Below are 25,407 nucleotides of genomic sequence, written 5' to 3' on the forward strand. Positions count from 1 at the left end.
TAACAATAATTATAGCATTTAGTTTTTATTATCCATTACAGGAGTTTCACCTTCTTTAACAAGACCTAAAATTTCTCTTGCCAGTTTCTCTATATATTTGTCAGTTTTAGATAACTTTACTTCATCCTGCAAGGTTTCTTTTTCATCTTTTTTCTTTTGTAATTCAACATTGTACTTTTCTAGTTCTTTCTTTTGTCTTGCCATTGTTGCCTGTTGGCTAATCATAACATAACATACATATACCACAGCAAAAACTAATACGACACTCTTAATACTAAATTTTTTTTTCATATCCCATACCCTTTTCCTTTCAATGGAATGAGTATTTTTTAAGTTTCATAAATCTATTTTAATTTGTATTTCACATTTCTTCAAGCTATTTCTTTATAATTTATTGTTTTTTTTTATTCTAAGCTTATAAAACAATAAATCTACCGGGTATAAAATCACATTCCATACAACTCTAACTGCTTTCCCATTGAATTTTAACAATTTATATTGTAGCTTTATAAAAACACCACTTAAGAGTTTTAAATATAAGTATGCTCCTATTATTAAGCAAACATACACATAAAAGTTTATGTAGCCCTCATTAGTATACATCAAAAATATAAAAACCACTATAGAAGTTAATGTCCAAAATAGTAAATCTTGTATTACTGTCAGAACCTTGTTAGGTTTTTCAAATCCTCTTATTAATCTATATATATCAAAAAGTACTCCAGTTACTATTCCAGACAGTAAACCGAAAATTATAAGTTTAATTTGGGTTATCATAGAAATTATCATAACTCTTTACCTAAACAATCTTGATATTATGCTATCTTTTTTAACTTTGCTTTTGTCGCTAGTATATATAAACGCATCCACTTTACCAGATATTACTACATCTCCATTTTGGACATCCAACTTATTCATTTTTAATTGTTGTCCTTTGACTATCATTGTTCCAACATCTGTATTTAATAATATTTGATTCTCATTAAAATTAATAACCTCAATAACTCCGTTAATAGTTAGTTTTTTTCTGTTTTCGAGCAATAAATTGCTTCGCTTATCTTCTATTTTTACTTCTTTCTTTACTTCCATAATATCCTCCTTATTAATTTTAATAATAAAAATTGAGAATTAATACTTTCAATCCACAATTAGCACATACCTTTATATTCCTATAAAATATATATGCTTATTAAGCTTAATTAAGAATTATATTTAGCAAGATTTATTCTTTGTCTTCTGTTCCTGAAACTATTTCATACATTTCTTTTGCAGTGTCCTTTGTTACATGTTCTGCAATATTTATAATTTTAGCTTTTAAAATTTGATTTGCAAATTTAATCTCTATAGTGTCGCCTTCCGCTACCACAGTACCTGCTTTTGCAACTTTATTATTTATAGATACTCTGCCACTTTCGCAAGCTTCTTTTGCTATAGTCCTTCTCTTTATAATTCTAGAAACTTTTAAATATTTATCGAGTCTCATATGTCCTTCTCCTTTTCTAATATTATTTAATATTATAAACATTTGTAAAAGAAAATCCTCTCCTGATGCGCTGTAATTAATGACTTCAGAAGGATATTTAGATTGCTACTAAAGTTTTCTTTTTGTTGTAGTATGTGCCCCCTACTTATAGACGTGGAAAACTTTCCTTCTGAAATGTCATTAAAATAAAAAACCCAGATATACATCCAGGTTTTTTACATCATAGTAAAATTATTTATTTACTATATCTTTAAATTCTTTACCAGCTTTAAATACTGGAACTGTTGATGCTGAAATTTGGATTTCTTCCTTTGTTCTTGGGTTTCTACCCATTCTAGCCGCTCTTGCGCGTGTTTCGAAAGTTCCGAATCCAACCAATTGAACTTTTTCACCTTTTTCTAATGTTTCTTCAATACTTTCTATAATTCCTTTTAACGCTGCTTCTGCATCTTTTTTTGTTAACTTAGACTTTTCTGCAATACTTGTTATTAATTCTGATTTATTCACTTTTGTTACCTCCTTATTATTGAGTACACTATTTAGTAGTGAGTACACTATTAAATAGAGTATTCTTCACCATTAAATAGCATATTCTTCACCGATTTAGAAATTCCTTCTTTTTGTGCTAGATTTTATTTTTAAATAAATTTATTAGCTTTTAGATTCATTCCATAAAACATCCATTTCCGCAAGTGACATATTCTTTAAATCTAAATTTCTATGACTTGCATTTTCTTCTATGTACTCAAAGCGATTAATAAATTTATCTATAGTATAATTTACTGCAAATTCAGGGTCTATGTCAAGTAATCTCGCAACATTCACAGTCGTAAATACCAAATCTCCCACTTCTTCTAGTATTTTTGCCCTATTTTTGCCTTTATATACATCTTTTACTTCCTGTAATTCTTCTAATACTTTTTCCATGGCAGGTTCAACCGAGTCAAAATCAAACCCTATTTTCGATGCTTTTTCTTGAACCTTACATGCTCTCATTAAACCTGGTAAATTTTTCGGAACATGCTTTAGTGTATCCGTATAATTATTAAAGCCTTTTTCTTCAATTTTAATATTTTCCCAAGTTTCTAAAACTTGCTGAGAATTTTTATTTTGTATATTTTTAAAAATATGAGGATGCCTGTTTATCATTTTACTGGTAACACCTTTAATAATATCATTTATGTTAAAATACCCCTGCTCTTTTCCGATTTGCGCATGAAAAACTACCTGCAATAGTACATCTCCTAGTTCCTCAATAATTTTATCCTCATCATTCTCATCGATGGCTTCCAAAACTTCATAACATTCTTCAATAAGAAATTTTTTCATAGATTCATGGGTTTGCTCTTTATCCCATGCACATCCATTTTCACCCCTTAATGTGTTCATAACATCGATTAGATCTTGGAAATCCAATGTAGCTTCTAGTTCTTTTGGGATATATATAGATGTTAAGTAGTCAATGTCTTCTTGCCTATCTAGCTCATATAATTTAATTTTCCTAGTACATTCTAGCCCCTTTATCCCTGCAGCCCTAACAAAACAAATTTCCATATCATCTTTGTAATACTCGAGTAAGGCAAGTTTAACCTCAGACGCTATAAACTTATTGTAAACTTGTGTTATTAAAAGTCCTACTCTTTTATCTAAAACTTGATTTTTTATATCAAAGGCATCTATAATTTTCAGTCCCTCGATAGGATCTAATTTTAAACTTTGAATAACTGCATCTATAAAACTGACTGCAGCAAGAATTTCTATATCTATTTTGTTTTTTTCGCAAAGCTGTATTAAAAGTTTAACAGAAGTTTCTGCCACTAGAGGATGACCTGGAACCCCATAAATAATATCTCCATACATTTCATGTTTTTGGATAAGATCCTCTGCAATATCCCTATATACCTCATCAAAATTATTATGTTCTTCGTATCTATCATCATAGGTTTCAAATTGAATTGATAGGGATTTCAAATAATCTACGGTAGGATGTTTTTCTGTCCTTAAATAAATTTTTTTACCATTTTTAAGAATCTCCAATGTTTCTATAGTTAGTGATCCTATAGCACCGGGTCCGAGTCCCACTACTTTAATCATTAGCTTTCACTCCTTTAATTTCTTCTTAATTTATTTTTAATTTCCTCATATTCAAAAATTCTAAGGATAAAAATGAATAACAAATAAACAATAATGCCTATTAATATGGATATTACGCAAGATAATTCTTTACTCATTGTATAATTATAGACACTAGCGTTACTAAATACAACTGCAATTATCATTATACCAGAAGCAATAGCTGGTTTTACAAAAGCATCCACCCAGTTAATTTTTATATTTAAAGTACTCTTTAAATCCTTCATATTTAATAAGCAGCTTGCACCATACCCTAATATAGTTCCTATAACTGCACCATAGATATTTACAAACGAAAATGAAACTAATATATAAGTTATAATAACTTTTACAATGCACCCTAATGCTAAATTGTATACAGGCTTCATATAATTGCCTATACCTTGTAGTATTGCGGTACTGGTTTGAGTTAAGATTAAAAAAGGTATGGATATTGATATATATTGCAAAATTTCATATCCTGCTGCATCTTTCATAAAAATTAAATGCATTATAGGATAAGCCATAAAAAACATCCCCAGGGAAGATGGTAATGAAATAACATTAGACAATTTCACAGCCATATCTACCCTTTTAACCAGTTCTCCCCTTCTGCCTAAATAAAAGGCTTCGGCTATTATAGGCATCAGAGACGCGCATAGCGCCATAGAAAGAGCTAAAGGTACATTCATCAAGGTAAACACCTTCCCAGTCAATTGACCATACATCACAGCTGATTGTAACTGCGAGAATCCAGCTTTTAGAAGCTGCTGGGGTACTAAAATAGAATCTATTAATGACATAATAGTCCCTACTGCAGCACCTAAAGATATGGGAAGTGCGGCCTTTGCTAAATCCGCTAAAATATGCTTATGCTTTGATACTTTTCTTACTGGCAGGTCCTTTTTAACCTTAAAATAAGTTAAAATTAAATATATACTTCCCATAATAGCACCGACTAAGGTCCCAATAGCCGCTCCTCCAGCCGCATATTCAATGCCCCTTGGAAACAATAAATACGCAAATAAGACTCCAGCAACAACTCTTCCAACTTGTTCTACTATTTGGGAAATGGCAGTGGGTTTAACATTCTGCAGCCCTTGGAAAAAGCCCCTGAAGGTACACATAATAGAAACAAAAATTGGTGCTATGGCAATTACCGAAAAAGAGTAGTATGATTTAGGATCCCATTTTAATATAGATATAATAGGCCTTGCAAAGGTTAACATTAGCATACTAACTACTAAACCTACCGTAATCATAAAGAAAAGTGTTTGTCTTAATACCTGCCCTATCCCTTCCCTATCATTTTTAGCATTCATCTCTGCAATAAGTTTAGACATAGCTAGTGGTACACCTGAAGCTAATGCTACAAAAGTCATGTAAAGGGGATAGGACATCTGGTAGTATCCCATACCCTCATCTTTTATTAGTGCCTGTATTGGAATTCTAAAAAATAAACCTAAAAATCTTGCAAATATTCCTGCCAGTCCAAGTATAATAGTCCCTTTTATCAATGAATGTTTCTTCATAATATCCTCCTTGTATTCCTGTGGTGTATCAAACAATTACATTCTATGATTATAATTATTTAATTTAAGGGCTTATTATTACTTATATTTCAAAAAAATAAAAGTATATATTACTGCAAATATGTTTCACTTTGCTGAGTAATATATACTTTTTAATCTTTTTTTTTATTGTTCCATTTGTTTTCCTAAAAAAGATGCTGCTGTTTCGGCTAGTTTTAACTCTAAATCCCCAAATTTAATTCCTGGCTCTGTAGAAATTATGAGCACTGCTCCAATTGCATCACCTTCTGTTATTATAGGAGCAATTACTTGAGCACTATATTTGTTTTCCATTTCGTCATCATACAATACAATAACTTTTTCCGAGCCTTCCCCAAGCACTATAGCTTTTCTATCTTCCATTGATTTTTCTAATTCATTACTGACTTTTTTATCAACATACTCTTTTTTAGGTACACCACTTACAGATATTATGTTATCTTTATCACAAATAATTACTATATTACCTATAGTTTGTTGTAATGATTCAGCATATTCTCTAGAAAATTCACTTAATTCACCTATAGGTGAGTATTTCTTTAAAATAACTCCCCCTTCTCTATCAGTAAATATTTCTAGCGGATCTCCTTCTCGTATTCTCAGAGTTCTTCTTATTTCTTTTGGAATAACAACTCTTCCCAAATCATCTATACGCCTTACTATTCCCGTTGCTTTCATTTAAATAATTCCCTCCTTATATAAAATCTCATATAATATACTTGCACTATTATTATCTTTCTAAACTTGAAATTTTATGCACATTTGTATATGTTTAATTTTAATATAAGAAATAAAAATATAAAAATAAAGAATACCCCTATTAGAGGTATCCTTTATAATATTATAAATATAAAATCCTAAAGATTTTTTTCGTATTTGGTTATTTTAGCTTCTTCAGTCCATTTTTTCATAGCCGCAGTCCATGCCGCTTTCTTGCCCTCTGTTACAAGAGTTTTTTCTACTTCTGCCTTAACAGCTTCAAATTTCTTTACAGGAAACTCTTCTTTTGCAATGGTTTTTATTACATGCCATCCATATTGTGTGTTAACAGGTGCTGAAATCTTACCTACTGCCTGCACTGATGCTGCTGCCATAAAAGTTTTATCCATTTGAGGATCATTATATGGTATAAATCCTAAATCTCCACCATTTTGTTTAGCACTTTGGTCTGTACTTTTTTCTTTTGCTACCTTTGCAAAATCTTCGCCAGCATCTAAACGTTTCTTAACAGCTACTGCTTCTGCTTCTGTTTTAAGTAAAACATGAGCTGCATGAACTCTGTTTGGCTTTTCTGTATATGAAGTTAAATTACTATTGTAGTATGCTTTTTCTTTTGCTTCGTCAGTTTTAACGCCTTTTGTAACTTCAGCAGTTAATGCATCTTGAATAATACTTGGCTTTATCCTTGCTTTCAATTGTTCTTCTGTAATGTTAGCCTGTTTTAACGCTTCTTTATATTTAGCATCTGTTTCTAAACTTTTCTTGATTTCTGTTAATTGTTTGGTGATTTCTTCATTTAATTTAGCTTCCGTAGGCATTACTTTTAACTCTTCGGCTTTATAAATTACTATTTTTTCATTAATTAGGCCTTCTAACACCTGTTGTTTTTGTTCTGTTAATTTAGTCATTGCCTCAGCATTGTCTTTATAATTTGCTCCATACTGTGTTTCAAATTGTTTAATAACTGCGGCTACTTGTTCATCCACCTGGCCTCTAGTTATTTTAACATTATAAACCTTTGCTACTGTACTTTTAGCAACACCTGCTGGTGTTTTTTCAATCATATTACAACCAACTAATGATGTAGCAAGTATAGTTATCAAAGCTGCACTAATTAACTTTTTTACGTTTTTCATTTTATTACCCCCACTTTTGTATGTAATATTTCCATTTAAATTTTTGTTACATTACATTACATATCAATTTTAATACATACTAATCTTATCACAATTTCACTTTATTTCAACTTTATTTCTGCGATACTTTTTATATACTTCACAATCTCTATGAGATTTGAAAGTATTTCTTCCTTTTTTAAATCTTTGTATTTATATGCAAAGACTGGTTTAGTCCCTAGTTTAAAAATAATACTCCTATTATATTTACTAACCAATGCTTTCACTAATCCTGCATTTATTCTTTCACTACTATCAAATTGTAGTACTATCTCCTCCTTTACCTCTTTAATTTCTATTATTCCCACCTGTTTAGATATACTCCTAAGATAGGCGATGTCCATAAGGTTTGCAACTGATGATGGTATATCCGAAAACCTATCCTCTATTTCTTCTTGTATATCTAACATATCCTCATGGGAATCAATAGCTGCAATTTTTTTATAGATTTCAATTTTCTGCGACTCATCCTCAATGTACTTACTAGGAATAAATGCATCTATTTTGATTTCAACAGAAGTTTCAATAGGTTCCGCTTCCACATCACCTCTTATTTTTTTAACTGTCTCCTCTAACATTCTACAATATAAATCGTAGCCTACCGTAGCCATATGACCATGTTGAGCCGCGCCCATCATATTTCCAGCGCCCCTAATTTCAAGATCCCTCATGGCAATTTTAAAACCTGACCCCAGCTCTGTAAAATCCTTAATTGCTTTTAACCTTTTTTCAGCTACCTCAGTTAACACCTTATCTTTTTTATAGGTAAAATATGCATAGGCTATTCTATTTGAACGCCCAACTCTACCCCTCAATTGATAAAGCTGAGAAAGCCCCATCTTATCTGCTTCGTATATTATTATTGTATTTGTATTCTGGATATCTATTCCTGTCTCTATAATTGTAGTACACATTAATATATCATACTTATTCTCCATAAAATCCAACATGACAGTTTCTAATTCTCTTTCTGTCATTTGCCCATGAGCAATACCTAGTCTAGCTTCTGGAACGAGCTTACCTATGTATGCTGCCATATCCTTTATAGTTTCTACTCTATTGTACACAAAAAAAACTTGACCATTTCTATTTACTTCTCTGAGTATTGCATCCCTTATTAGTTGATCATTAAACTCCACTACATAAGTTTGTATTGGATATCTTTCTTCTGGTGGGGTTTCAATTACACTTATATCTCTCACACCAGTAAGAGACATATGTAACGTTCTTGGAATTGGAGTGGCTGTTAGAGTAATTACATCTATATTCTTTCTTATACTCTTTATTTTTTCCTTGTGAGTAACCCCAAACCGTTGTTCTTCATCTATAATTAATACCCCTAAATCTTTAAACTTTACATCTTGCTGAATTATTCTGTGAGTTCCTATTAATATATCTACATTTCCTTCTTTTGTAGCCTTAAGCACAACTTTCTGCTGGGCTGGGCTTCTAAATCTACTTACCATTTCAATTTTTACCGGAAAATCCGAGAATCTTTTGGTAAGATTTTTATAATGTTGCTCAGCTAGTATAGTAGTCGGTACTAAGAATGCTACTTGTTTGCCATCCATAACTGCTTTAAAAGCAGCTCTAACAGCTACTTCTGTTTTGCCATATCCAACATCGCCACATATCAATCTGTCCATAGGTTTATCGGATTCCATATCTTTCTTGATCTCTTCAATTGCAATTAATTGATCTGGTGTTTCTTCAAATGGGAATTCTTCTTCAAATTGTTTTTGCCATACCGTATCCTTGCTATATCTATATCCCTTAAGTGTAGCCCTTGATGCATAAAGCTTTACCAAATCCTCCGCAATATCCGCAATAGAGTTCTTGACCTTATTTTTAGCCTTAATCCATTCTACTCCACCGAGTTTGCTAATCTTTGGTGCTTTGCCCTCACTTCCAATATATTTTTGTACTAAATCTAATTGCTCTACTGGAACATAGAGGGCATCGCCAGAATTATATCCAAGTTCTAAATAATCTCTTTTATGACCATGAACCTCTAATTGCTTGATTCCTTTGTATATTCCTATACCATGATTTACGTGAACAACATAATCACCCAATTTAAGTTCTGTAAAACTTTTAATTTTGCTTACTCCCTTTTTACTGGAACGACTAGTAGCTTTTCTTTTCGCTCCACCAAAAACCTCTTTATCTGAGATAACGCATAATTTTAATTCTGGGTATTCAAAGCCTTTTAGCTGGTTACCAAAGGTTATAACCACCTGGCCAAACTGAATTTCTGAAATACTGTCTTTATAAACGCTTTCAATTCCTCTATCCCTTAGGATATCTATTAATCTTTCCCCTCTAGTTCTTGTACCAGAAAGAATTACAATTTTGTAGCCTTTAACCTTTTTATCTTTTATATCTTCAATAAGTATATCTAATTGTCCATGATAATCATTAATTGTAATTTGTGAAAAAGATATTATAGACTTCGGTTTAAGAACTTTTGTGCTTTTAGCGATAGCATTTATTGTAATAACTTCCCTAGTATCTAAATCCTCGTATATATGTTCCTTATCAATTAAAATCCCTGCTTGACTTGGCAGTATATTTCCTCGTTTCAAAAAATTTTCATAATTTTCCTGGAATTCGAAATACACGCTATCTAATTTGCCCATGCACCTTTGTGCATCATCGACTACTATAAATGAATCCTTCATATAATCTAAAAAAGTAGCTGTAGTATCATAAAAATAAGGCATATAGCTGTCAATAGCTTCAAATTTCCAAGTTTCTTTAAGTGATTCTAAGTTAATATTAACTAGTGAAGTTATTCTTTCTATAGCTTCCTTGTCTTTTTTTTTATTAAAGCTACCTAGTATATTCACTAAATCTTCCTTTATTCCATTGTATCCACTTTCCATGCTTTCCTGCGTCAATATTATTTCCTTGGCTGGGAATATATCTATTTGGGATACCTTATCAATACTTCTCTGAGTTTCACAATTGAAAGTCCTTATGGAATCTATTTCATCATCAAAGAGCTCTATCCTAAAAGGTAGCGCTGATATAGGAGGATATAAATCTATTATCCCCCCCCTTATAGAAAATTGGCCTTTAGTATCAACTCTATCTACTCTCTCATATCCACACTGAATTAATTTTTCTGTAAAATCCTTCAAATCTAATGTGCTTCCTACAAACAATTCAAAAATATATTTTTGCAATAAATCTATAGGTATATATGTAGCTGCCAATGCTTCAATACAAGTAATTACTATTTTTTTACCCTTTTGCATAATCTTTTTCATTACTTTAAGTCTTTCCCACCGAAGATCCCCAGATACAGCATCTGCATTATAAAAGCCCACTTCTCTAGTTGGGAAATAATATACATCATTTACATAAAAAGATAAGTCATCGTAAATATTTTTAGCTTCTACATCACTATGTGTTAAAATTAATAGGGATTTATCTAATTGCTCATACACGCCATTCACTAAATAGTTCTTAGCTGATTCTGAAAGCCCATATAGTCCAATTGGGTAATTTTCATTTTCCATATTTGTTTGTATATTTTTAAATTGAACACTATCTTTCAAAGGCTTCATAAGCCCGCTCAGTCTCATTTTAACACCTCTCACTTACTACATAAATATATAATAATAATTTCATTTAAGCATTAAACCCATTAAATTCATTCATAGCCTCAGTGACCCCTTTTGCTATTATAGTTTCCACAGCCTTTATACTAGCTTCAAAGGTCTTTTCTACGAGTATCCGATCCTCCTTTGAGAATCGTCCTAAAACATAAGATACCATGGACTTTTCTGGTTGTCCTACCCCTATTTTTATTCTTGGAAATATGTCTGACCCCATATTGGAAATAATGCTTTTTATGCCATTATGCCCTCCAGCACTCCCCTTACTCCTTATCCTTAATTTACCTACATCCAAACTAATATCATCATATATTATGATGATATTCTCACTTGGAATCTTATAAAAAGCAGCTGCTTGCTGTACACACTCTCCACTTAAATTCATATATGTACTAGGTTTTAAAAGTATAACCTTTTGGGATGATATGTTAATTTCTCCATATACACCTTTAAATTTTACCCTATTAACTGAAACATTATACTTACTTGCCATTAAATCAATTACGTCAAATCCTATATTATGTCTTGTATGTTTATATTCATCTCCTGGATTTCCTAGTCCAATTACCAAGTACATTATTGCCTCCAAATATTATTATGTTTAAGCCCTGTATCTTGCACATAATTTTTTTATTTTATTTATAATATTATACTAAAAAAATGTTTAATCCACAAATTTTATTGTGTTTTTAATTCAGAGAGAATTATGCTAATCTCTTTAACTTTTCCACCTCTCCAAATCTTACAGGATAATTTTGCTCCAACTTTGTATTTTCCCAAAACGTTACTTAATTGCTCCATATTTTTAACATTCTTCCCGCCTATTTCAATTATAATGTCAGTAGGCATAATTCCAGCTACAGCGGCACCGCTTCCCCGAGCGACGTCTTGTACATACACTCCCTCTACACCATCAACGCCCACGGAAATTGCAGTTCCTCCATAAATACCTATAGCTGTTCTAATAACTTTACCATAAGTTATCAAATCATTAATAATCTCTTTAGCTTCATTTGTACCAATAGCAAAACCCGTTCCTTCACTTCCAATGACCGAATTAATTTTAAAACTATTTATACCAATAACTTCTCCATAGCCGTTGCACAATGCTCCCCCACTATTCCCTGGATTTATTGCTGCATCAGTTTGTATCACTTTATATATAGTTTGTTCCCCAGTTTTTTCATTAACTATATTAATTTTTCTATCTAGTGCACTTATAATTCCTGCAGTGGTACTTCCTGAAAACTGGTCTCCTAGTGGATTCCCAATGGCAATAGCTAAATCACCCACTTTAAGCTTTGAGGAATCACCAAATTTTGCAACAGGCAGGTTACTAGCTTCAACTTTTATAACCGCCAAATCCGATATAGCATCACTACCTACAACTTTTGCTTTCAAAACGTAATCATTACTCAGCTTTACTTTTATTTCTGTTGCGCCTTCAACCACATGGTAATTAGTAATAATAAACCCATCACTTTTATATATAATCCCCGAACCACTTTCTTCTGGAGTATCCCATATCCCTTTCTCTTTATTACTTATACCAACTATTGTTGGTGATACCTTTTGGGAAACTGCCCAAATAGGATTATCTGCTATTCCCTGGTTTTTAACTAGAGCGCTTGGGCTTAACCCGCCACTAATATCTTTTGTTGATTTTTCTTTATTAATTGCATACTGAGCTGTAATTCCCCCAGAAATGGATGCTATTAGTATAAAACTAACTACTTTTAAAAATGATTTGAAATAATTTTTCTTATTATTTTTTCTAAAAATAATTTCTCCAAAAATATCATTACCAGACTCCGCATTCTTCCACATAGCATCTTTTATTTCTTCATGAGCTTTATAGTTATTCTTATTACCCATAGCATCACCCCCTAATTATTATAATTAAGTTTTGGAAAAATAGTTTATTTTACTTTCATTAATGTAAAGGTAAAATAAACACCATTATCCTTATTTTCAACCCATATATCTTCCTGTAATTGAGTTATTATATTTCTCACTATAGATAATCCAAGTCCAGTACTATCTTTTGCTGTTCTTGCTTTATCTGCTTTATAAAACCTATCCCAAATGTGCAATAAATCTTCTTCTGCTATTTTAGGACCATCATTGAACACAGATATGAAGGCTTTCTTTCCTTTAATCTTTGAACTAATTTTAATTTTACCACCTTCATTTACATATTTTATTGAATTGTCTAATAAATTTGTAATCACTTGAACTAACCTATCCCTGTCTCCCGCTACAAATAAACTATCCCCATCAAAGCATACGTCTACAGATGCCCTTTTTTCTTTAATTTTTCTTTCATAATTTATAACTGTAAGTCTAATTATTTCGTTAATATCCACTTCCATAATTCTTAAACTAAACTCTCCCGCTTCAATTGCAGACATATCTAGTAAGTCATTTACAAGTCTAGTTAATCTTTGAATTTCTTCATAGGCAATAGACAAGTAGTATTTTTCCTTTTCCTGTGGAATTACACCATCTAGTATTCCACTAATAAACCCCTTAATTGAGGTTATAGGAGATCTAATCTCATGGGATACGTTGGATATAAATTCACGTCTATTTTTCTCATTTTTCTCTATGGAATCAGCCATAAAATTAAAAGATTGAGCGAGTTCTCCGATTTCATCGTTGGATTTTAAATAAACTCTCTTATCTACATCCCCATTAGATATTCTTCTAGCTACAGAATTAATCTCTGCTAAGGGCTTTATAATTATTTTTTGCGAAAAATAATATATAACTATACAAGAAAATATTATTGCAAAAATTGAGGATATCCAAATTATTTCATAAACCCGTTTTAAGGATTGACTTAATTCTTCAACTGAATTGTACAATATTATGGAACCCTTAAATATACCCTCATTCATTATGGGTGTACCGTAAACTCTTACAGTTTTATCAAGTACTCCAGCATAAGGTCCTGTAACTTCAAAAGTGTTACCACGTCTAAGCTCTTCTAGTTCCTTAACAAAGACCTGTTTATACATAAATTCTTTATGCTCTTTATTAGATACAGCATAAACACGTCCATAGCTATCTGTAAGCCAAATATCCGACTTTATATAATCACCAAATATTGTTATAATATCATTCACTTGCGCTGAAGTAACCTCCCCCGCCATATATTTCTTAGCATACTCTTGTATCATTTTGGAGTTATTCAAAAACTGTTCTTTCCGCTCATCGAAAAAATAGTTTTGAAACCAATAAGACAGAAAAGAAGCAATAATTATAAGGCTCATAGATATTATAATAGTATAAGTGGCTAGCATCTTAGAAAAGAGTCCTTTTTTAACCATCTATTTCACCTCGAATTTATATCCAACTCCCCAAACTGTCTCAATTTGCCAATTCGGGCCTCCTTGAAGCTTTTCTCTTACCCTTTTAACATGCACATCCACAGTTCTAGAGTCTCCAGGATAATCATATCCCCAAACCTCACATAGTAGCTGCTGCCTAGTAAATACCCTATTCTTATTAAGAGCTAAATAATGCACTAATTCAAATTCTTTAGGCGGCATTTTTACCTCTTCACCTTTATAAGTAACATTATAAGAATTAATGTCAATTTCTAAATCCTCAAAATTTAAAACTTCTTTACCACCATTATCTAAATTGTAACGCCTAAGCACAGCCTTGACTCTTGCAATTATTTCTTTTGGTTCAAAAGGTTTTACTACATAGTCATCTGCTCCTAGTTCTAGTCCTAGCACTTTATCAAAGGTTTCTCCTTTGGCAGTAAGCATAATAACCGGAGTTTCGTGTTCTTTTCTTATCCACTTCAAAACATCTATTCCATCAATATAAGGCAACATTATATCTAGTAGTACCAAATCTGGTTTATAGCTTAAAAAAGCCTCCTGTGCAGCCCTACCATCATGCACTACTTTCGTTGCATATCCTGAACTTTCAAGATACATTTTGATTACCTCAGCAATATTTTTATCATCATCAACTACTAGTATTTTACCTATAGTTCCTTCCATATGTATACCTCCAAATTATTTTATCTATTATTTTTTATTGTCATCTTGCAAAAACTGCTATCAATTTATTCTTATTTATTTTTTTTTAAAATCCCTTATAAAAAATTTATCATATCACTAATTTATCATACTTTAATGTCAACTGATTAGTTTTTTGAAAATGTTACAAATTATTCACTGTTAGGATTATGAATTTACAGGTTTTATAGATTTATTGCTTATATATAGTATAATCATTATCTCAATACTATATAAATATTACACCATTATAAATTATAAAAAAAAATAGTGATACTCAATTATAAAAATAATTCAGCATCACTATTTCAAGATATGTATTTATAAATTAGAGTCTTCCTCGAATAGTTTACTTACAGAAACGTCTTCGTATATTCTCTTTATAGCCTCAGCCAAAATTGGCGCTACAGATAATGTAACGAATTTATTACATTGTTTATCTTCCGGTAGATCAATTGTATTTAATATTATTAATTCTTTTATTACTGAATCATTTATTCTTTGAATAGCTGGTCCAGATAGTACCCCATGGCTGCAACAAGCATAAACATCTTTTGCTCCCAGTTTAACTAGTGCATTAGCTCCGTTAGTTATAGTTCCAGCAGTATCTATCATGTCATCCATCATTATACAGGTTTTTCCCTTAATATCACCTATAACATTCATAATCTCTGCAACATTGGCCTTTGGTCTTCTCTTATCAATTATAGCTATCGAAGCATGTAATTTATCTGCAAATTTTCTTGATCTAGCAACACTTCCAAGATCTGGTGCAACTACAACTACATCATCTCTATCCTTAAATCCTTTTTGGATATAATATTTTGCAAGTATAGGTGTTCCCATTAAATTATCAACAGGAATATTAAAATATCCTTGTATTTGAGCTGCATGTAAATCCATAGTAAGTACTCTATCTGCTCCTGCTGTTGTTAAAATATCTGCTACGAGTTTTGCTGTAATTGGATCTCTAGCTTTTGCTTTTCTATCTTGTCTTGCATATCCATAGTATGGTATAACCGCAGTTATCCTTCCTGCTGAAGCCCTTTTAAATGCATCAATCATAATAAGTAATTGCATTAAATTGTCATTTACTGGAGCATTAGTTGATTGAACAACAAATACATCTGCGCCCCTAACAGTTTCGTGAATATTAACAGATATTTCTCCATCACTAAAAGTCCCTACTTCTGATTCTCCAACTTTTAGTCCTAGTATTTCAGCTATATCTGCAGCTAATTTAGGATTTGAATTACCTGTAAAAATCTTAATATTCTTGCCGTGGTTTATCATCTGTGATCCTGATTTCCAAAATCTTATAAATTATATTTAATATAATTTATATGAATTTTCATTCCATCCACTAAATAGAAGGGTAGTATCATAGGATTTATATACTAAATTTAATGCACCTTTAGTAGTTTTTATATATCCACTTTACTACAAAAATCAGTTTTCCACCTCCCTTTATTATTTACTTATTAAATCATCACCTGCGGTGCTGAAATATCATTAACTATTATACCTTGTTACTTTATTTACTATGTCCTTTTCTCACTACCCAATTTTCAATATTTACTTGCCTTGCTCTAGCTATGGCCAAAGCATTTTTAGGCACCTCATTTGTAATTGTAGAACCAGCAGCGATATATGCATTATCATTAATTTTTACAGGAGATACTAGGTTAGCATTGCATCCTATAAAAGTATTATTGCCTATTATTGTTTTGAATTTTGATTTACCATCATAATTTACAACCACAGTTCCGCAGCCAAAATTACAGCCACTTCCAACCTCTGCGTCACCTATATAAGTAAGATGAGATACCTTTGTATTATCTCCAATAGTTGATTTTTTAATTTCAACAAAATCTCCTATTCTGGCATGTTTACCTATAATACTTTCCGGTCTAATGTACGCATATGGTCCCACAGTTGTTTCCTCACCTACCTGACTTTCAATTATCACAGAACTTTGAACTGAAACTCCATTTTGAATAATACTATCAACAATTCTATTATTCTGATAAAGAACACAGTTTTCTTTAATAATTGTAGTGCCTTGTAGTATATTCCCTGGATATATAATAGTATCCTTCCCTATTATAACTGACCAATCAATATAGGTGTTATTCGGATCCATTATTGTAACTCCATTTTCCATATGTTTTCTATTTATTCTTGCTTTCATAATTAGCTCTGCATCTGCAAGCTCTACTTTAGAGTTCACAGCAGTAATTTCCTCAATGGGTACATCAAAAGCTCCAACTTTAAACCCTTGCCCCTTTAATATACCAATAACATCCGTTAAATAGTATTCCCTTTGAGCATTATTATTATTTAATTTATCTAAACTACTAAGTAATTCTTCTATATTAAAACAATACATTCCTGAATTTATTTCCTTAACTGCTAGTTCGTAAGGATTACAGTCTTTGAATTCAACTATTTTTTCAACCTCACCAATATGGCTTCTAATTATTCTACCATACTTTCCAGGATCATTCATAGTTGAAGTTAATATAGTAGCCTTAAATTTCCCCTTTTCATGATAATCTAAGAGTTCCCTAACAGTTGTTTCAGTAATTAGTGGACCATCTCCAACAAATATTGCCACTGTGCCTTTATGCCCACCTAGAAATTCTTTAGCGCACATTACTGCGTGTCCTGTCCCTAACTGCTCTTCTTGCACGGAGTAACTAATCTTTCTGTCTTCTGTTGCTTTTTTAACCTTTTCCGCTCCTCTTCCAATTACCACATCAATGGTTTCTATATCTGCACTTCTAATAGTGTCAATAACGTGATTTATCATTTCTTTACCACAGACCTTATGTAGCATCTTAGGAGTATTAGAGTTCATTCTTTTTCCTTCACCTGCAGCTAATACTATAGCGCATTTATACAAATTAAACACCTCTTTATACAATAATTCGACACATTAAAACATCTTATATTACATTATAATCAATTAAAACACCTCTTATATTATATTATATTATATTTAATTGCAAGAAGCCTTAAGGTTTTTTAAATATTTTCTTTCAAAAAATAAAAAGGGGTTTTCACCCTTTTTATACTTCTAAATTTTCTTCTACTTTTCCTTCTAAATTTTCTACTACTTTTATTACTTTTACAGGTTCTTCACTTTTTACTTTTTCATATTCTTCCAAAATAGCTGTTTGGATCTTTTCCCTTGTTCCAGTATTTATGGGATGCGCTATATCCTTGAATTCTCCATCTGGAGTTTTTCTACTTGGCATAGCGATAAAAAGTCCACTCTGTCCTTCTATAACTTTAATATCATGAACAACAAATTCATTATCAAAAGTTATTGATACAATGGCTTTCATTTTACCTTCTGTAGCTATTTTCCTAATTCTAACATCTGTAATTTCCATGTACTCCACCTCCAAGTTGCATTATGTTGCCTTATAATTATACTATTTCTCTATAACTTGGTTTATTCCTTCTTAAATTGTAAAAAAAATATTAAATATTTTGAATATTACGCTTTTTCGAAGATTTCTGATGGATTTAACTTGGATTTACCTTCAGGACTTATTCCTTTAAACTGGATAATTGATATATACTCTTCTACTAATTTATGCCCACTTTCAATATTCTCAATGAAAACTCCAATACCTAGAAGTTCACTTTCAAACTCTTTTAGCAAATTAATTATGCCTCTTGCAGTGCCTCCAGCTTTCATAAAGTCATCTATGAAAATACATTTGCTTCCCTTTTTTATAGAGTTTCTTGTAAGAGACATAGTCTGAATTCTATTAGTAGAACCAGACGCATAATTGATACTAACAGTACTTCCCTCAGTAACCTTTGGGTCCCGCCTTACTATAACTAATTGAACCCCTAGCATCTTCGCCACCTCAAAGGCCAGTGGTATTCCTTTAGTCTCTACAGTTACTACATAGTCTATATGTAACTCATTAAAGGCAGATGCAAGAATAACTCCTGCTTTATGCACTATTTCTGGATTATACATAATATCAGTCATAGATATAAAATTACCTGGTATTACTCTATCCTTGTGACTTAAAATCTCACATACCTCTTCTGCAAATATTCTACTTTCCTCCTGTGATACTCCACAAATATATTTTACTCCTCCAGCTGCACCTGCAACTGTCTCCACTCTTCCCATAGCTAGCGTGCCTAGCGTTTCGCGAACAATAACAATATCTTCGCTAATTGTGGATTTAGCCGCATTAAATAATTCTGTAAATTTTTTTAAATTAATTGTCTTATTAGGATTTTCTGTTAATATTTTAGTAATTCCCGTAACTCTTTGGTTTCTACTATATTTATTCATTATTTATCACCCATATCTTTATTTTACGAATTTTACCGAGTAAAACTTTAACCATCATTCGTAATTTTATTGTAAATCTTTTTAATCACTATTACAATGCTTATCTAATGGACATTAAAATAAATAACAAGGAAGCTTTAGAATTATCAATTATAAATGATCATCGGTCATTTATAAAACTTCCTTGTTACCCATTTTCAACCCCCTAAGTAATCACCTTCAAAAGATTTTATTCTATGCCTGTGTTGTTTTTATGTAATTTTGTATATAATTAAGAAGAGGCCTTGATCATATTAAAATAGACTAGTGTGATGATTTGTTGTTTATTTGAATGTGCCTTATGTTCATTAATTTGTTATAATCAATATTACTGGTATTTGAATATACTAAACAAGCTTAATAATTTTTAAGGAGTTGATATAATGTCTTTTGATTTTATAAAAGATAAAAACAAGAAAATTCATTTTATAGGAATTGGCGGTATAAGTATGAGTGGCCTTGCTGAAATACTTATAAAAAATAATTATAAGGTTTCTGGTTCTGATATGCAGTCATCCCATATAACAAATAAACTTAGTGAAAAAGGTGCTGAAATTTATATAGGTCATAATGGCGATAACATAGTGGATGCAGATTTAGTTGTTTACACTGCCGCTATTTCTCCTGAAAATCCTGAATACCTTAAAGCTATGGAGCTAAATATCCCTTTAATGGATAGAGCTGAATTTTTAGGTCAAATTATGAAAGGCCATAAGTATAATGTGGCTGTATCAGGTACCCATGGTAAAACTACTACAACATCAATGATTGCCCACATAATTTTAAATGAAGATGTAGACCCTACTATATTGGTAGGCGGAGAACTTGATGCTATTTGTGGTAATGTTTTAGCTGGGAATAGTGATTATTTTGTTACAGAAGCTTGCGAATATAAAGCATCATTTTTAAAGTTCTTTCCTTATATAGCCACAATAACAAATATAGATGCAGATCATCTAGATTACTATAGAGACATAAATCACATTAAAGATACCTTCAAAAAATTTATTGATCTTATCCCTAAGGAAGGCTATTTAGTTGCAAATGCAGAGGATGAAAATATTAAAACTATTCTTCGTAATAATAATTACAACTCTAATATACTTACTTATGGAATTAACGAAGGAATACTTAAAGCCGAAAATATTCACTATAACGAGTCAGGTTGTGCTAGCTTTGATGTGTATAAAGAAGGTCACCTGCTATTTAAAATAAACCTTAATGTGCCAGGTCAGCATAATGTTCTAAATGCCCTTGCAAGTATAGGAACTTCGCTGTGTCTTAATTTCTCTAAAGACTCTATTACTAAAGGCCTATCTAGTTTCAGGGGGACTCATAGAAGATTTGAACTAAAAGGGACTAAGGATGGGGTAACTGTTATTGATGAATACGCTCATCACCCTACAGAAATTAAAGCAACTTTAAGTGCTGCAAAAAATTACCCCCACAATAAAATTTATTGTGTTTTTCAACCTCATACTTATTCAAGAACCATAAGCTTATTTGAAGATTTTTCAGATTCTTTTTATGATATAGATAACTTAATCCTGGCAGATATTTATGCTGCTAGAGAAAAAGATACTGGAATAATAAGTTCTACTATGCTAGGAGACAGAATTCGATCTAAAAATGTAAATTGCGTAAATCTTCATAGTTTTGATGAAATTGTACATTATCTTAGAATTAATTTAAAAGCTGGTGATATGCTTATTACAATGGGCGCAGGAGATGTATTTAAAATAGGAGAAATGTATTTAAAGTAATTAATTGAATATTTTTAAAATTAACTATTGACATCTATTAACAAATAAAGTATTCTTAAAAAGGAATCATTTGAAAGAAATGTTAATTATAATATATTTTGAAAAGGAGGTAGCAATCATGATCAATAAAGAAATATGTATTAATTCTAATGTTGAATTTAATTTATCTATGTCCAGTAGTATTTTTATGTCTAAAACTTTATATGATAGTCCTACCTTAATGGAAATTATCTTTTCATAATATTTTATCTTTATTAAAGTATTTTTATGAAATTATAAACATTGATCATGGGCTACTCGCCCATGATCTTTTTATATGAGTTAATTTCTTATGTATGCCTGTTGATTTAGCATAAGATTAATCATTTTTTAAGCCATGGATATTTCCATGGCTTTTTTCTGTTAACTACATTTCAGTTTCGAAGAAAATTATTAATAAATCACATAAGTGATTAATTATAAAAGTCAAAACAAATTACGGGAGGAATTACAATGTACAGTTCTGAAAATTCAACAAAACCAAAATCTAGCTTAGGAGGGGTATTTATGAAACATAGTTTTTTTAAACTTGGAAATTCTCGATATATTTATCGAAAAAAACCTTTATTCTTAAACACATTTAAAACTATTAGTGACCTTGATTATTTTCTTATTACAAACAAACAAATATAATCCGCCCATTAGTATCTAATAAAAATTTGAAAGCGAGGAAATTATAATGAATAACTCTACAATTTCAAAAAACTATAATATTAATTTAGGAGGAATCACTACGGGGTTTGCTTTCTTTGAAAATAAGAATCTACTCAGTCGTTATCGGCGAAAGCCACTATATTTATGCAATAATAGCCTGAGCAATGACTTATATTATTTCGTAATATTAAATAAACGCATCTAATCCTGTATCTTTGAGATACTGATGCTTATAATTTAATATTATATGAACACATAAAAATATTTTAAGAAATAGATTAATCTCTATTTCTTAAAATATACTAACCGTTAAGGAGGTCAAATTTTAATGAAACGAATTTTAAAATATGTTACAAAATACAAACTCTTTATTATTATAGCTTCTATTGCAATGATAATAAGTATAATACTAGACATGTTTAATCCCTATTTAGTAAAAGTTATGATTGATAAAGTACTTCGCAATAGTGAATATAACCTTCTAACTTTTGTATTAATGTCTCTTGCTGGAATTACTCTTACTCGGTCAATACTTGGCTATATTAGAGAATACAGCTTAGACTACTTATCTTCTAGAGTAAGCATAGATTTAAAAACAGATCTATTTGATCATATTCAAAGTTTACCATTTAAATATTTTGATAGTATGAACACCGGCGAACTTATGTCAAGGATGGGATCTGACGTGGATAATGTATGGAGATCCATTTCTTTTGGTATAGGCCTTGCTATAGAACAATTAATTTATTTCCTAGTTGCCTCTGTACTAATCTTTCGTATGAATGTTCAGCTTGCACTTGTAACTCTTATAACTATGCCTCTTATTGGCTATATAGCAATGAAGCTTGAACGTGAAGTTTCCGAAGCTTTTGGCGCCATAAGTGACCATAATGCAGTTTTAAACACTACAGCTCAAGAAAATATTGCTGGTGTACGTCTTGTAAAAGCTTTTGCTAGAGAAAAACATGAAACATTAAAGTTTTTAAACCATAACAGAACAAATTATGATCTTAATATGAAGCAAACTAAGATATGGAGTAAACATTTCCCTATGATAGAATTCTTATGTAACATGTCTGTTTTAGCCGTAGTATGTGTTGGTGGAATGCTAGTAATTGGTAAAAGTTTATCTATTGGAGAACTGGTGGCCTTTAGCCAATATGTGTGGATGTTAATTTGGCCAATGAGAATGATAGGCTGGCTTACAAATATCATAACTCAGGCAAATACTTCTGCTAAAAAAATCTTTGATATAATGGATGTAGAACCTGAAATTAAAGATAAAGATGATGCCATAGCTATGCCTGTAATTAAAGGCTCCATAAAATTTGAAAATGTGTCTTTTAAATATAATGAAAATTACATTTTGGAAAATATAAATTTGGATATACCTGCTGGAAGCACTGTTGCAATAATGGGCACAACAGGTTCAGGTAAAAGCTCTCTTGTAAATCTTATAGGCAGATATTATGAAATCTCCAAAGGTCGTATTACTGTAGATGGTAATGATGTACGTGATATAATTATCCATGATTTACGATCTAAAATGGCTGTAGTTTCTCAAGATACTTTTTTATTCTCAGAGAGTATTTTTGAGAATATCCGTTTTGGAAATCTGGATGCCTCCTTTGAACAAATAAAAAAAGCTTGCACGGACGCCTGCGTGGACGAATTTCTGGATAGTCTGACGGAGGGCTATGAGACAATTATTGGCGAGCGAGGACTAGGGCTTTCTGGCGGTCAAAAACAAAGACTTTCTATTGCAAGAGCCCTGGTTAAAGATTCTAGTATTTTAATACTTGATGATGCCACTTCAGCCTTAGATATGGATACTGAATACAATCTTTTAAAAAATCTTCACCACAGAAATAACAAACAAACTACTTTTATAATTGCACATAGAATTTCTGCAGTTAAAAATGCGGATATTATACTATTCCTTGAAAATGGCCACGTGGTGGAAATGGGCAATCACAAAACTCTCCTTGAAAAGAGAGGGCAATACTATGATGTGTACAATCAACAATTTACAGACTTTATGGACCTTGAAGGGGTGGTGGTATAATGCCTAGAAATTCAACACAGCAAGATGAACAATTTAAGGAAGCTTCCAAGGGAAAACTGATAATAAGGATATTTAGTTATTTAAAGCCTTTTAAACTAAAAGTAGCTTTAGTTATTTTGCTTATGGTAGTCGTCATGGTATGTTCTCTAGTAAACCCATATATTTTGAAGCTAGCAATAGACAAATATATAGGAACCTCTAATATACGAGGCCTAGCACAAATTGCCGGTCTTATGGTAGTTTTTAATATAATATCCCTCATTGCATCTAGAATAAGAATTAATATTATGGCGTCAGTTACTAACTCTGCACTATTAAATATAAGACAGGAATTATATACTCATATTCAGAAACTATCCTTTACTTTTTTTGATAATAGACCCGTTGGAAAAATACTTGCAAGGGTTATTGGAGATGTAAGTTCTCTGCAAGATCTCTTTGATAACAGCGTAACTAACTTTATCCCAGAAATCTTAACTCTAGTATTTGTAACAATTATTATGTTTTCTATGAATGTTAAATTAGCTCTAATTTCGATTTCATTCTTACCAGTGCTAATTATAGCTCTTTCTTCTATAGAAATATTTTCTAGAAAGCGCTGGCAAATATATAGATCTAAACGCTCTAATCTTAATGCTTTTACCCATGAAGATTTTTCTGGCATAAGAGTAGTTCAATCTTTCGCCACCGAAGACAAAACCTCTAAAACCTTTGTAACCTATGTTGGCGACATGATGAATGCCTTTATGAAGGCTGTTAGATTAAATGATTTGTTTTGGCCCATGGTAGAATTATCTTGGGGACTTGGCAGTTTACTCGTATACTGGTATAGCGTGCCTCTTATAAAAGCAAAAACCTTAACTATTGGTGAACTCGTTGCATTTACTGCTTATATTTCAATGTTTTGGAGACCAATTATGAACATCAGCAATTTTTACAATACATTAATAACAAATTTCTCTTCTGCAGAAAGGATTTTTGAAATACTAGATATAAAACCAGATATTATAACTATTGATAAGGCTATAAAAATGACTAAAATAAAAGGTGATGTTGAATTCAAAAATGTAGTTTTTAGCTATGATAATGATGTTTCTGTATTAAATAATGTTAGCTTTAAAATAAAGGCTGGAGAAACTGTAGCTTTAGTAGGTCCTACCGGGGCTGGCAAAACTACTATAATAAACTTAATTAGTAGATTTTATGATGCAGGCAGCGGAGAAGTCTTAGTAGATGGTAAAAATGTATCTCATGTTGATATTGAATCCCTCCGAAGTCAAATGGGCATAATGCTTCAAGATACATTTCTCTTCTCTACTACTATTATGGAAAATATTCGTTATGGAAAACTAGATGCCACGGACGAAGAAGTAATAGCGGCGGCTATTGCCGTTAACGCAGATTCTTTTATCATGAAGCTAGATAATGGTTATGCTACAGAGGTAAATGAAAGAGGATCTAGACTTTCCGTTGGTCAAAGGCAGCTTATATCCTTTGCTCGCGCCTTACTTGCTAATCCAAGAATATTAATATTAGATGAAGCTACCTCTAATATTGATACTACTACAGAAAAGCTTGTACAAAAAGGCATTAAAAAACTCCTATTTAACAGAACCTCCTTTGTTATAGCACACAGACTATCAACTATAAGAGACTGCGACAAAATAATGGTTATAGATGATGGGAGAATAGTAGAGGGAGGCACCCACGCCGAACTTATAGACCTAAAAGGATTATATTATGATCTTTATATGTCTCAATATAAATTCTTAAATGAAGGGGCTTAAGGCATCTTAGAT

At 31.4% G+C, this 25,407-nt stretch carries 23 protein-coding genes; 5 read left to right on the forward strand and 18 right to left on the reverse strand.

The genetic code is table 11. From position 1 onward, the window contains the following. Nucleotides 1-18 precede the first annotated feature (18 nt). The 18 genes from G9F70_RS23325 to purR form a co-directional block, all read right to left on the reverse strand. The gene (locus G9F70_RS23325) at nt 19-291 is read right to left on the reverse strand and encodes an FtsB family cell division protein (protein ID WP_124998393.1); all 273 of its coding nucleotides are present in this window, start codon (nt 289-291) and stop codon (nt 19-21) included. Nucleotides 292-384: 93 nt separating this feature from the next. Next, complete coding sequence (yabQ, locus tag G9F70_RS23330; RefSeq protein WP_124998395.1) at nt 385-789, reverse strand: spore cortex biosynthesis protein YabQ; 405 nt, start codon at nt 787-789, stop codon at nt 385-387. Nucleotides 790-795: 6 nt separating this feature from the next. Continuing rightward, nucleotides 796-1,089 carry a sporulation protein YabP gene (gene yabP / locus G9F70_RS23335; RefSeq protein WP_164945021.1) on the reverse strand — a complete coding sequence of 98 codons (294 nt, stop codon included), beginning with the start codon at nt 1,087-1,089 and terminating at the stop codon, nt 796-798. Nucleotides 1,090-1,222: 133 nt separating this feature from the next. Next, a complete protein-coding gene (locus G9F70_RS23340) occupies nt 1,223-1,483 on the reverse strand; it encodes an RNA-binding S4 domain-containing protein (protein ID WP_124998399.1) in 261 nt (86 codons plus the stop codon). A gap of 231 nt (nt 1,484-1,714) precedes the next feature. Then, nucleotides 1,715-1,990: an HU family DNA-binding protein gene (locus G9F70_RS23345; RefSeq protein ID WP_124998401.1), complete on the reverse strand. Its 276-nt coding sequence runs from the start codon at nt 1,988-1,990 to the stop codon at nt 1,715-1,717. 144 nt (nt 1,991-2,134) lie between these two features. Continuing rightward, on the reverse strand, nt 2,135-3,577 hold the full coding sequence (gene mazG, locus G9F70_RS23350) for a nucleoside triphosphate pyrophosphohydrolase (protein WP_164945022.1): 1,443 nt from the start codon (nt 3,575-3,577) through the stop codon (nt 2,135-2,137). Nucleotides 3,578-3,591: 14 nt separating this feature from the next. Continuing rightward, nucleotides 3,592-5,127 carry a polysaccharide biosynthesis protein gene (locus G9F70_RS23355; protein WP_164945023.1) on the reverse strand — a complete coding sequence of 512 codons (1,536 nt, stop codon included), beginning with the start codon at nt 5,125-5,127 and terminating at the stop codon, nt 3,592-3,594. A gap of 165 nt (nt 5,128-5,292) precedes the next feature. Then, nucleotides 5,293-5,844 (reverse strand): stage V sporulation protein T, encoded by a 552-nt coding sequence (gene spoVT, locus G9F70_RS23360; RefSeq protein WP_164945024.1) that lies wholly within the window; start codon nt 5,842-5,844, stop codon nt 5,293-5,295. Nucleotides 5,845-6,023: 179 nt separating this feature from the next. After that, nucleotides 6,024-7,022 (reverse strand): peptidylprolyl isomerase, encoded by a 999-nt coding sequence (locus tag G9F70_RS23365; protein WP_164945025.1) that lies wholly within the window; start codon nt 7,020-7,022, stop codon nt 6,024-6,026. Between the two features lie 101 nt (nt 7,023-7,123). Beyond that, entirely contained in the window at nt 7,124-10,651 is a 3,528-nt protein-coding gene (gene mfd / locus G9F70_RS23370) for a transcription-repair coupling factor (protein WP_164945026.1), read from the reverse strand. 46 nt (nt 10,652-10,697) lie between these two features. Further along, on the reverse strand, nt 10,698-11,261 hold the full coding sequence (gene pth, locus G9F70_RS23375; RefSeq protein WP_164945027.1) for an aminoacyl-tRNA hydrolase: 564 nt from the start codon (nt 11,259-11,261) through the stop codon (nt 10,698-10,700). A gap of 101 nt (nt 11,262-11,362) precedes the next feature. Then, nucleotides 11,363-12,511, reverse strand: a complete 1,149-nt coding sequence (locus G9F70_RS23380; RefSeq protein ID WP_224617892.1) for a trypsin-like peptidase domain-containing protein — start codon at nt 12,509-12,511, stop codon at nt 11,363-11,365. A 92-nt stretch (nt 12,512-12,603) separates the two neighbouring features. Continuing rightward, nucleotides 12,604-14,016: a sensor histidine kinase gene (locus G9F70_RS23385; RefSeq protein ID WP_164945029.1), complete on the reverse strand. Its 1,413-nt coding sequence runs from the start codon at nt 14,014-14,016 to the stop codon at nt 12,604-12,606. Next, a complete protein-coding gene (locus G9F70_RS23390) occupies nt 14,017-14,703 on the reverse strand; it encodes a response regulator transcription factor (RefSeq protein ID WP_124998419.1) in 687 nt (228 codons plus the stop codon). Nucleotides 14,704-15,042: 339 nt separating this feature from the next. Continuing rightward, on the reverse strand, nt 15,043-16,014 hold the full coding sequence (locus tag G9F70_RS23395) for a ribose-phosphate diphosphokinase (RefSeq protein ID WP_164945030.1): 972 nt from the start codon (nt 16,012-16,014) through the stop codon (nt 15,043-15,045). Nucleotides 16,015-16,255: 241 nt separating this feature from the next. Beyond that, the gene (gene glmU / locus G9F70_RS23400; RefSeq protein ID WP_164945031.1) at nt 16,256-17,626 is read right to left on the reverse strand and encodes a bifunctional UDP-N-acetylglucosamine diphosphorylase/glucosamine-1-phosphate N-acetyltransferase GlmU; all 1,371 of its coding nucleotides are present in this window, start codon (nt 17,624-17,626) and stop codon (nt 16,256-16,258) included. Nucleotides 17,627-17,792: 166 nt separating this feature from the next. After that, nucleotides 17,793-18,119 carry a septation regulator SpoVG gene (gene spoVG / locus G9F70_RS23405; RefSeq protein ID WP_164945032.1) on the reverse strand — a complete coding sequence of 109 codons (327 nt, stop codon included), beginning with the start codon at nt 18,117-18,119 and terminating at the stop codon, nt 17,793-17,795. Nucleotides 18,120-18,226: 107 nt separating this feature from the next. Continuing rightward, complete coding sequence (purR, locus tag G9F70_RS23410; protein ID WP_164945033.1) at nt 18,227-19,048, reverse strand: pur operon repressor; 822 nt, start codon at nt 19,046-19,048, stop codon at nt 18,227-18,229. 422 nt (nt 19,049-19,470) lie between these two features. Here purR and murC point away from each other — a divergent pair, with 422 nt between their 5' ends. The 5 genes from murC (at nt 19,471) to G9F70_RS23425 (ending at nt 25,395) form a co-directional block, all read left to right on the forward strand. After that, nucleotides 19,471-20,850: a UDP-N-acetylmuramate--L-alanine ligase gene (gene murC / locus G9F70_RS23415; protein ID WP_164945034.1), complete on the forward strand. Its 1,380-nt coding sequence runs from the start codon at nt 19,471-19,473 to the stop codon at nt 20,848-20,850. A gap of 118 nt (nt 20,851-20,968) precedes the next feature. After that, nucleotides 20,969-21,091, forward strand: coding sequence for a hypothetical protein (locus G9F70_RS27155; protein WP_263484357.1), 123 nt, complete (start codon nt 20,969-20,971; stop codon nt 21,089-21,091). Between the two features lie 305 nt (nt 21,092-21,396). After that, nucleotides 21,397-21,522, forward strand: a complete 126-nt coding sequence (locus G9F70_RS27160) for a hypothetical protein (RefSeq protein ID WP_263484358.1) — start codon at nt 21,397-21,399, stop codon at nt 21,520-21,522. A gap of 349 nt (nt 21,523-21,871) precedes the next feature. Further along, nucleotides 21,872-23,608 (forward strand): ABC transporter ATP-binding protein, encoded by a 1,737-nt coding sequence (locus G9F70_RS23420; RefSeq protein ID WP_164945035.1) that lies wholly within the window; start codon nt 21,872-21,874, stop codon nt 23,606-23,608. Continuing rightward, nucleotides 23,608-25,395 carry an ABC transporter ATP-binding protein gene (locus tag G9F70_RS23425; protein ID WP_164945036.1) on the forward strand — a complete coding sequence of 596 codons (1,788 nt, stop codon included), beginning with the start codon at nt 23,608-23,610 and terminating at the stop codon, nt 25,393-25,395. Before G9F70_RS23420 ends, G9F70_RS23425 begins: the two co-directional genes overlap by 1 nt. Nucleotides 25,396-25,407: the final 12 nt, after the last annotated feature.

The sequence above is a fragment of the Clostridium sp. FP1 genome (assembly GCF_011065975.2).
GTDB lineage: Bacteria > Bacillota > Clostridia > Clostridiales > Clostridiaceae > Clostridium_AD > Clostridium_AD tagluense.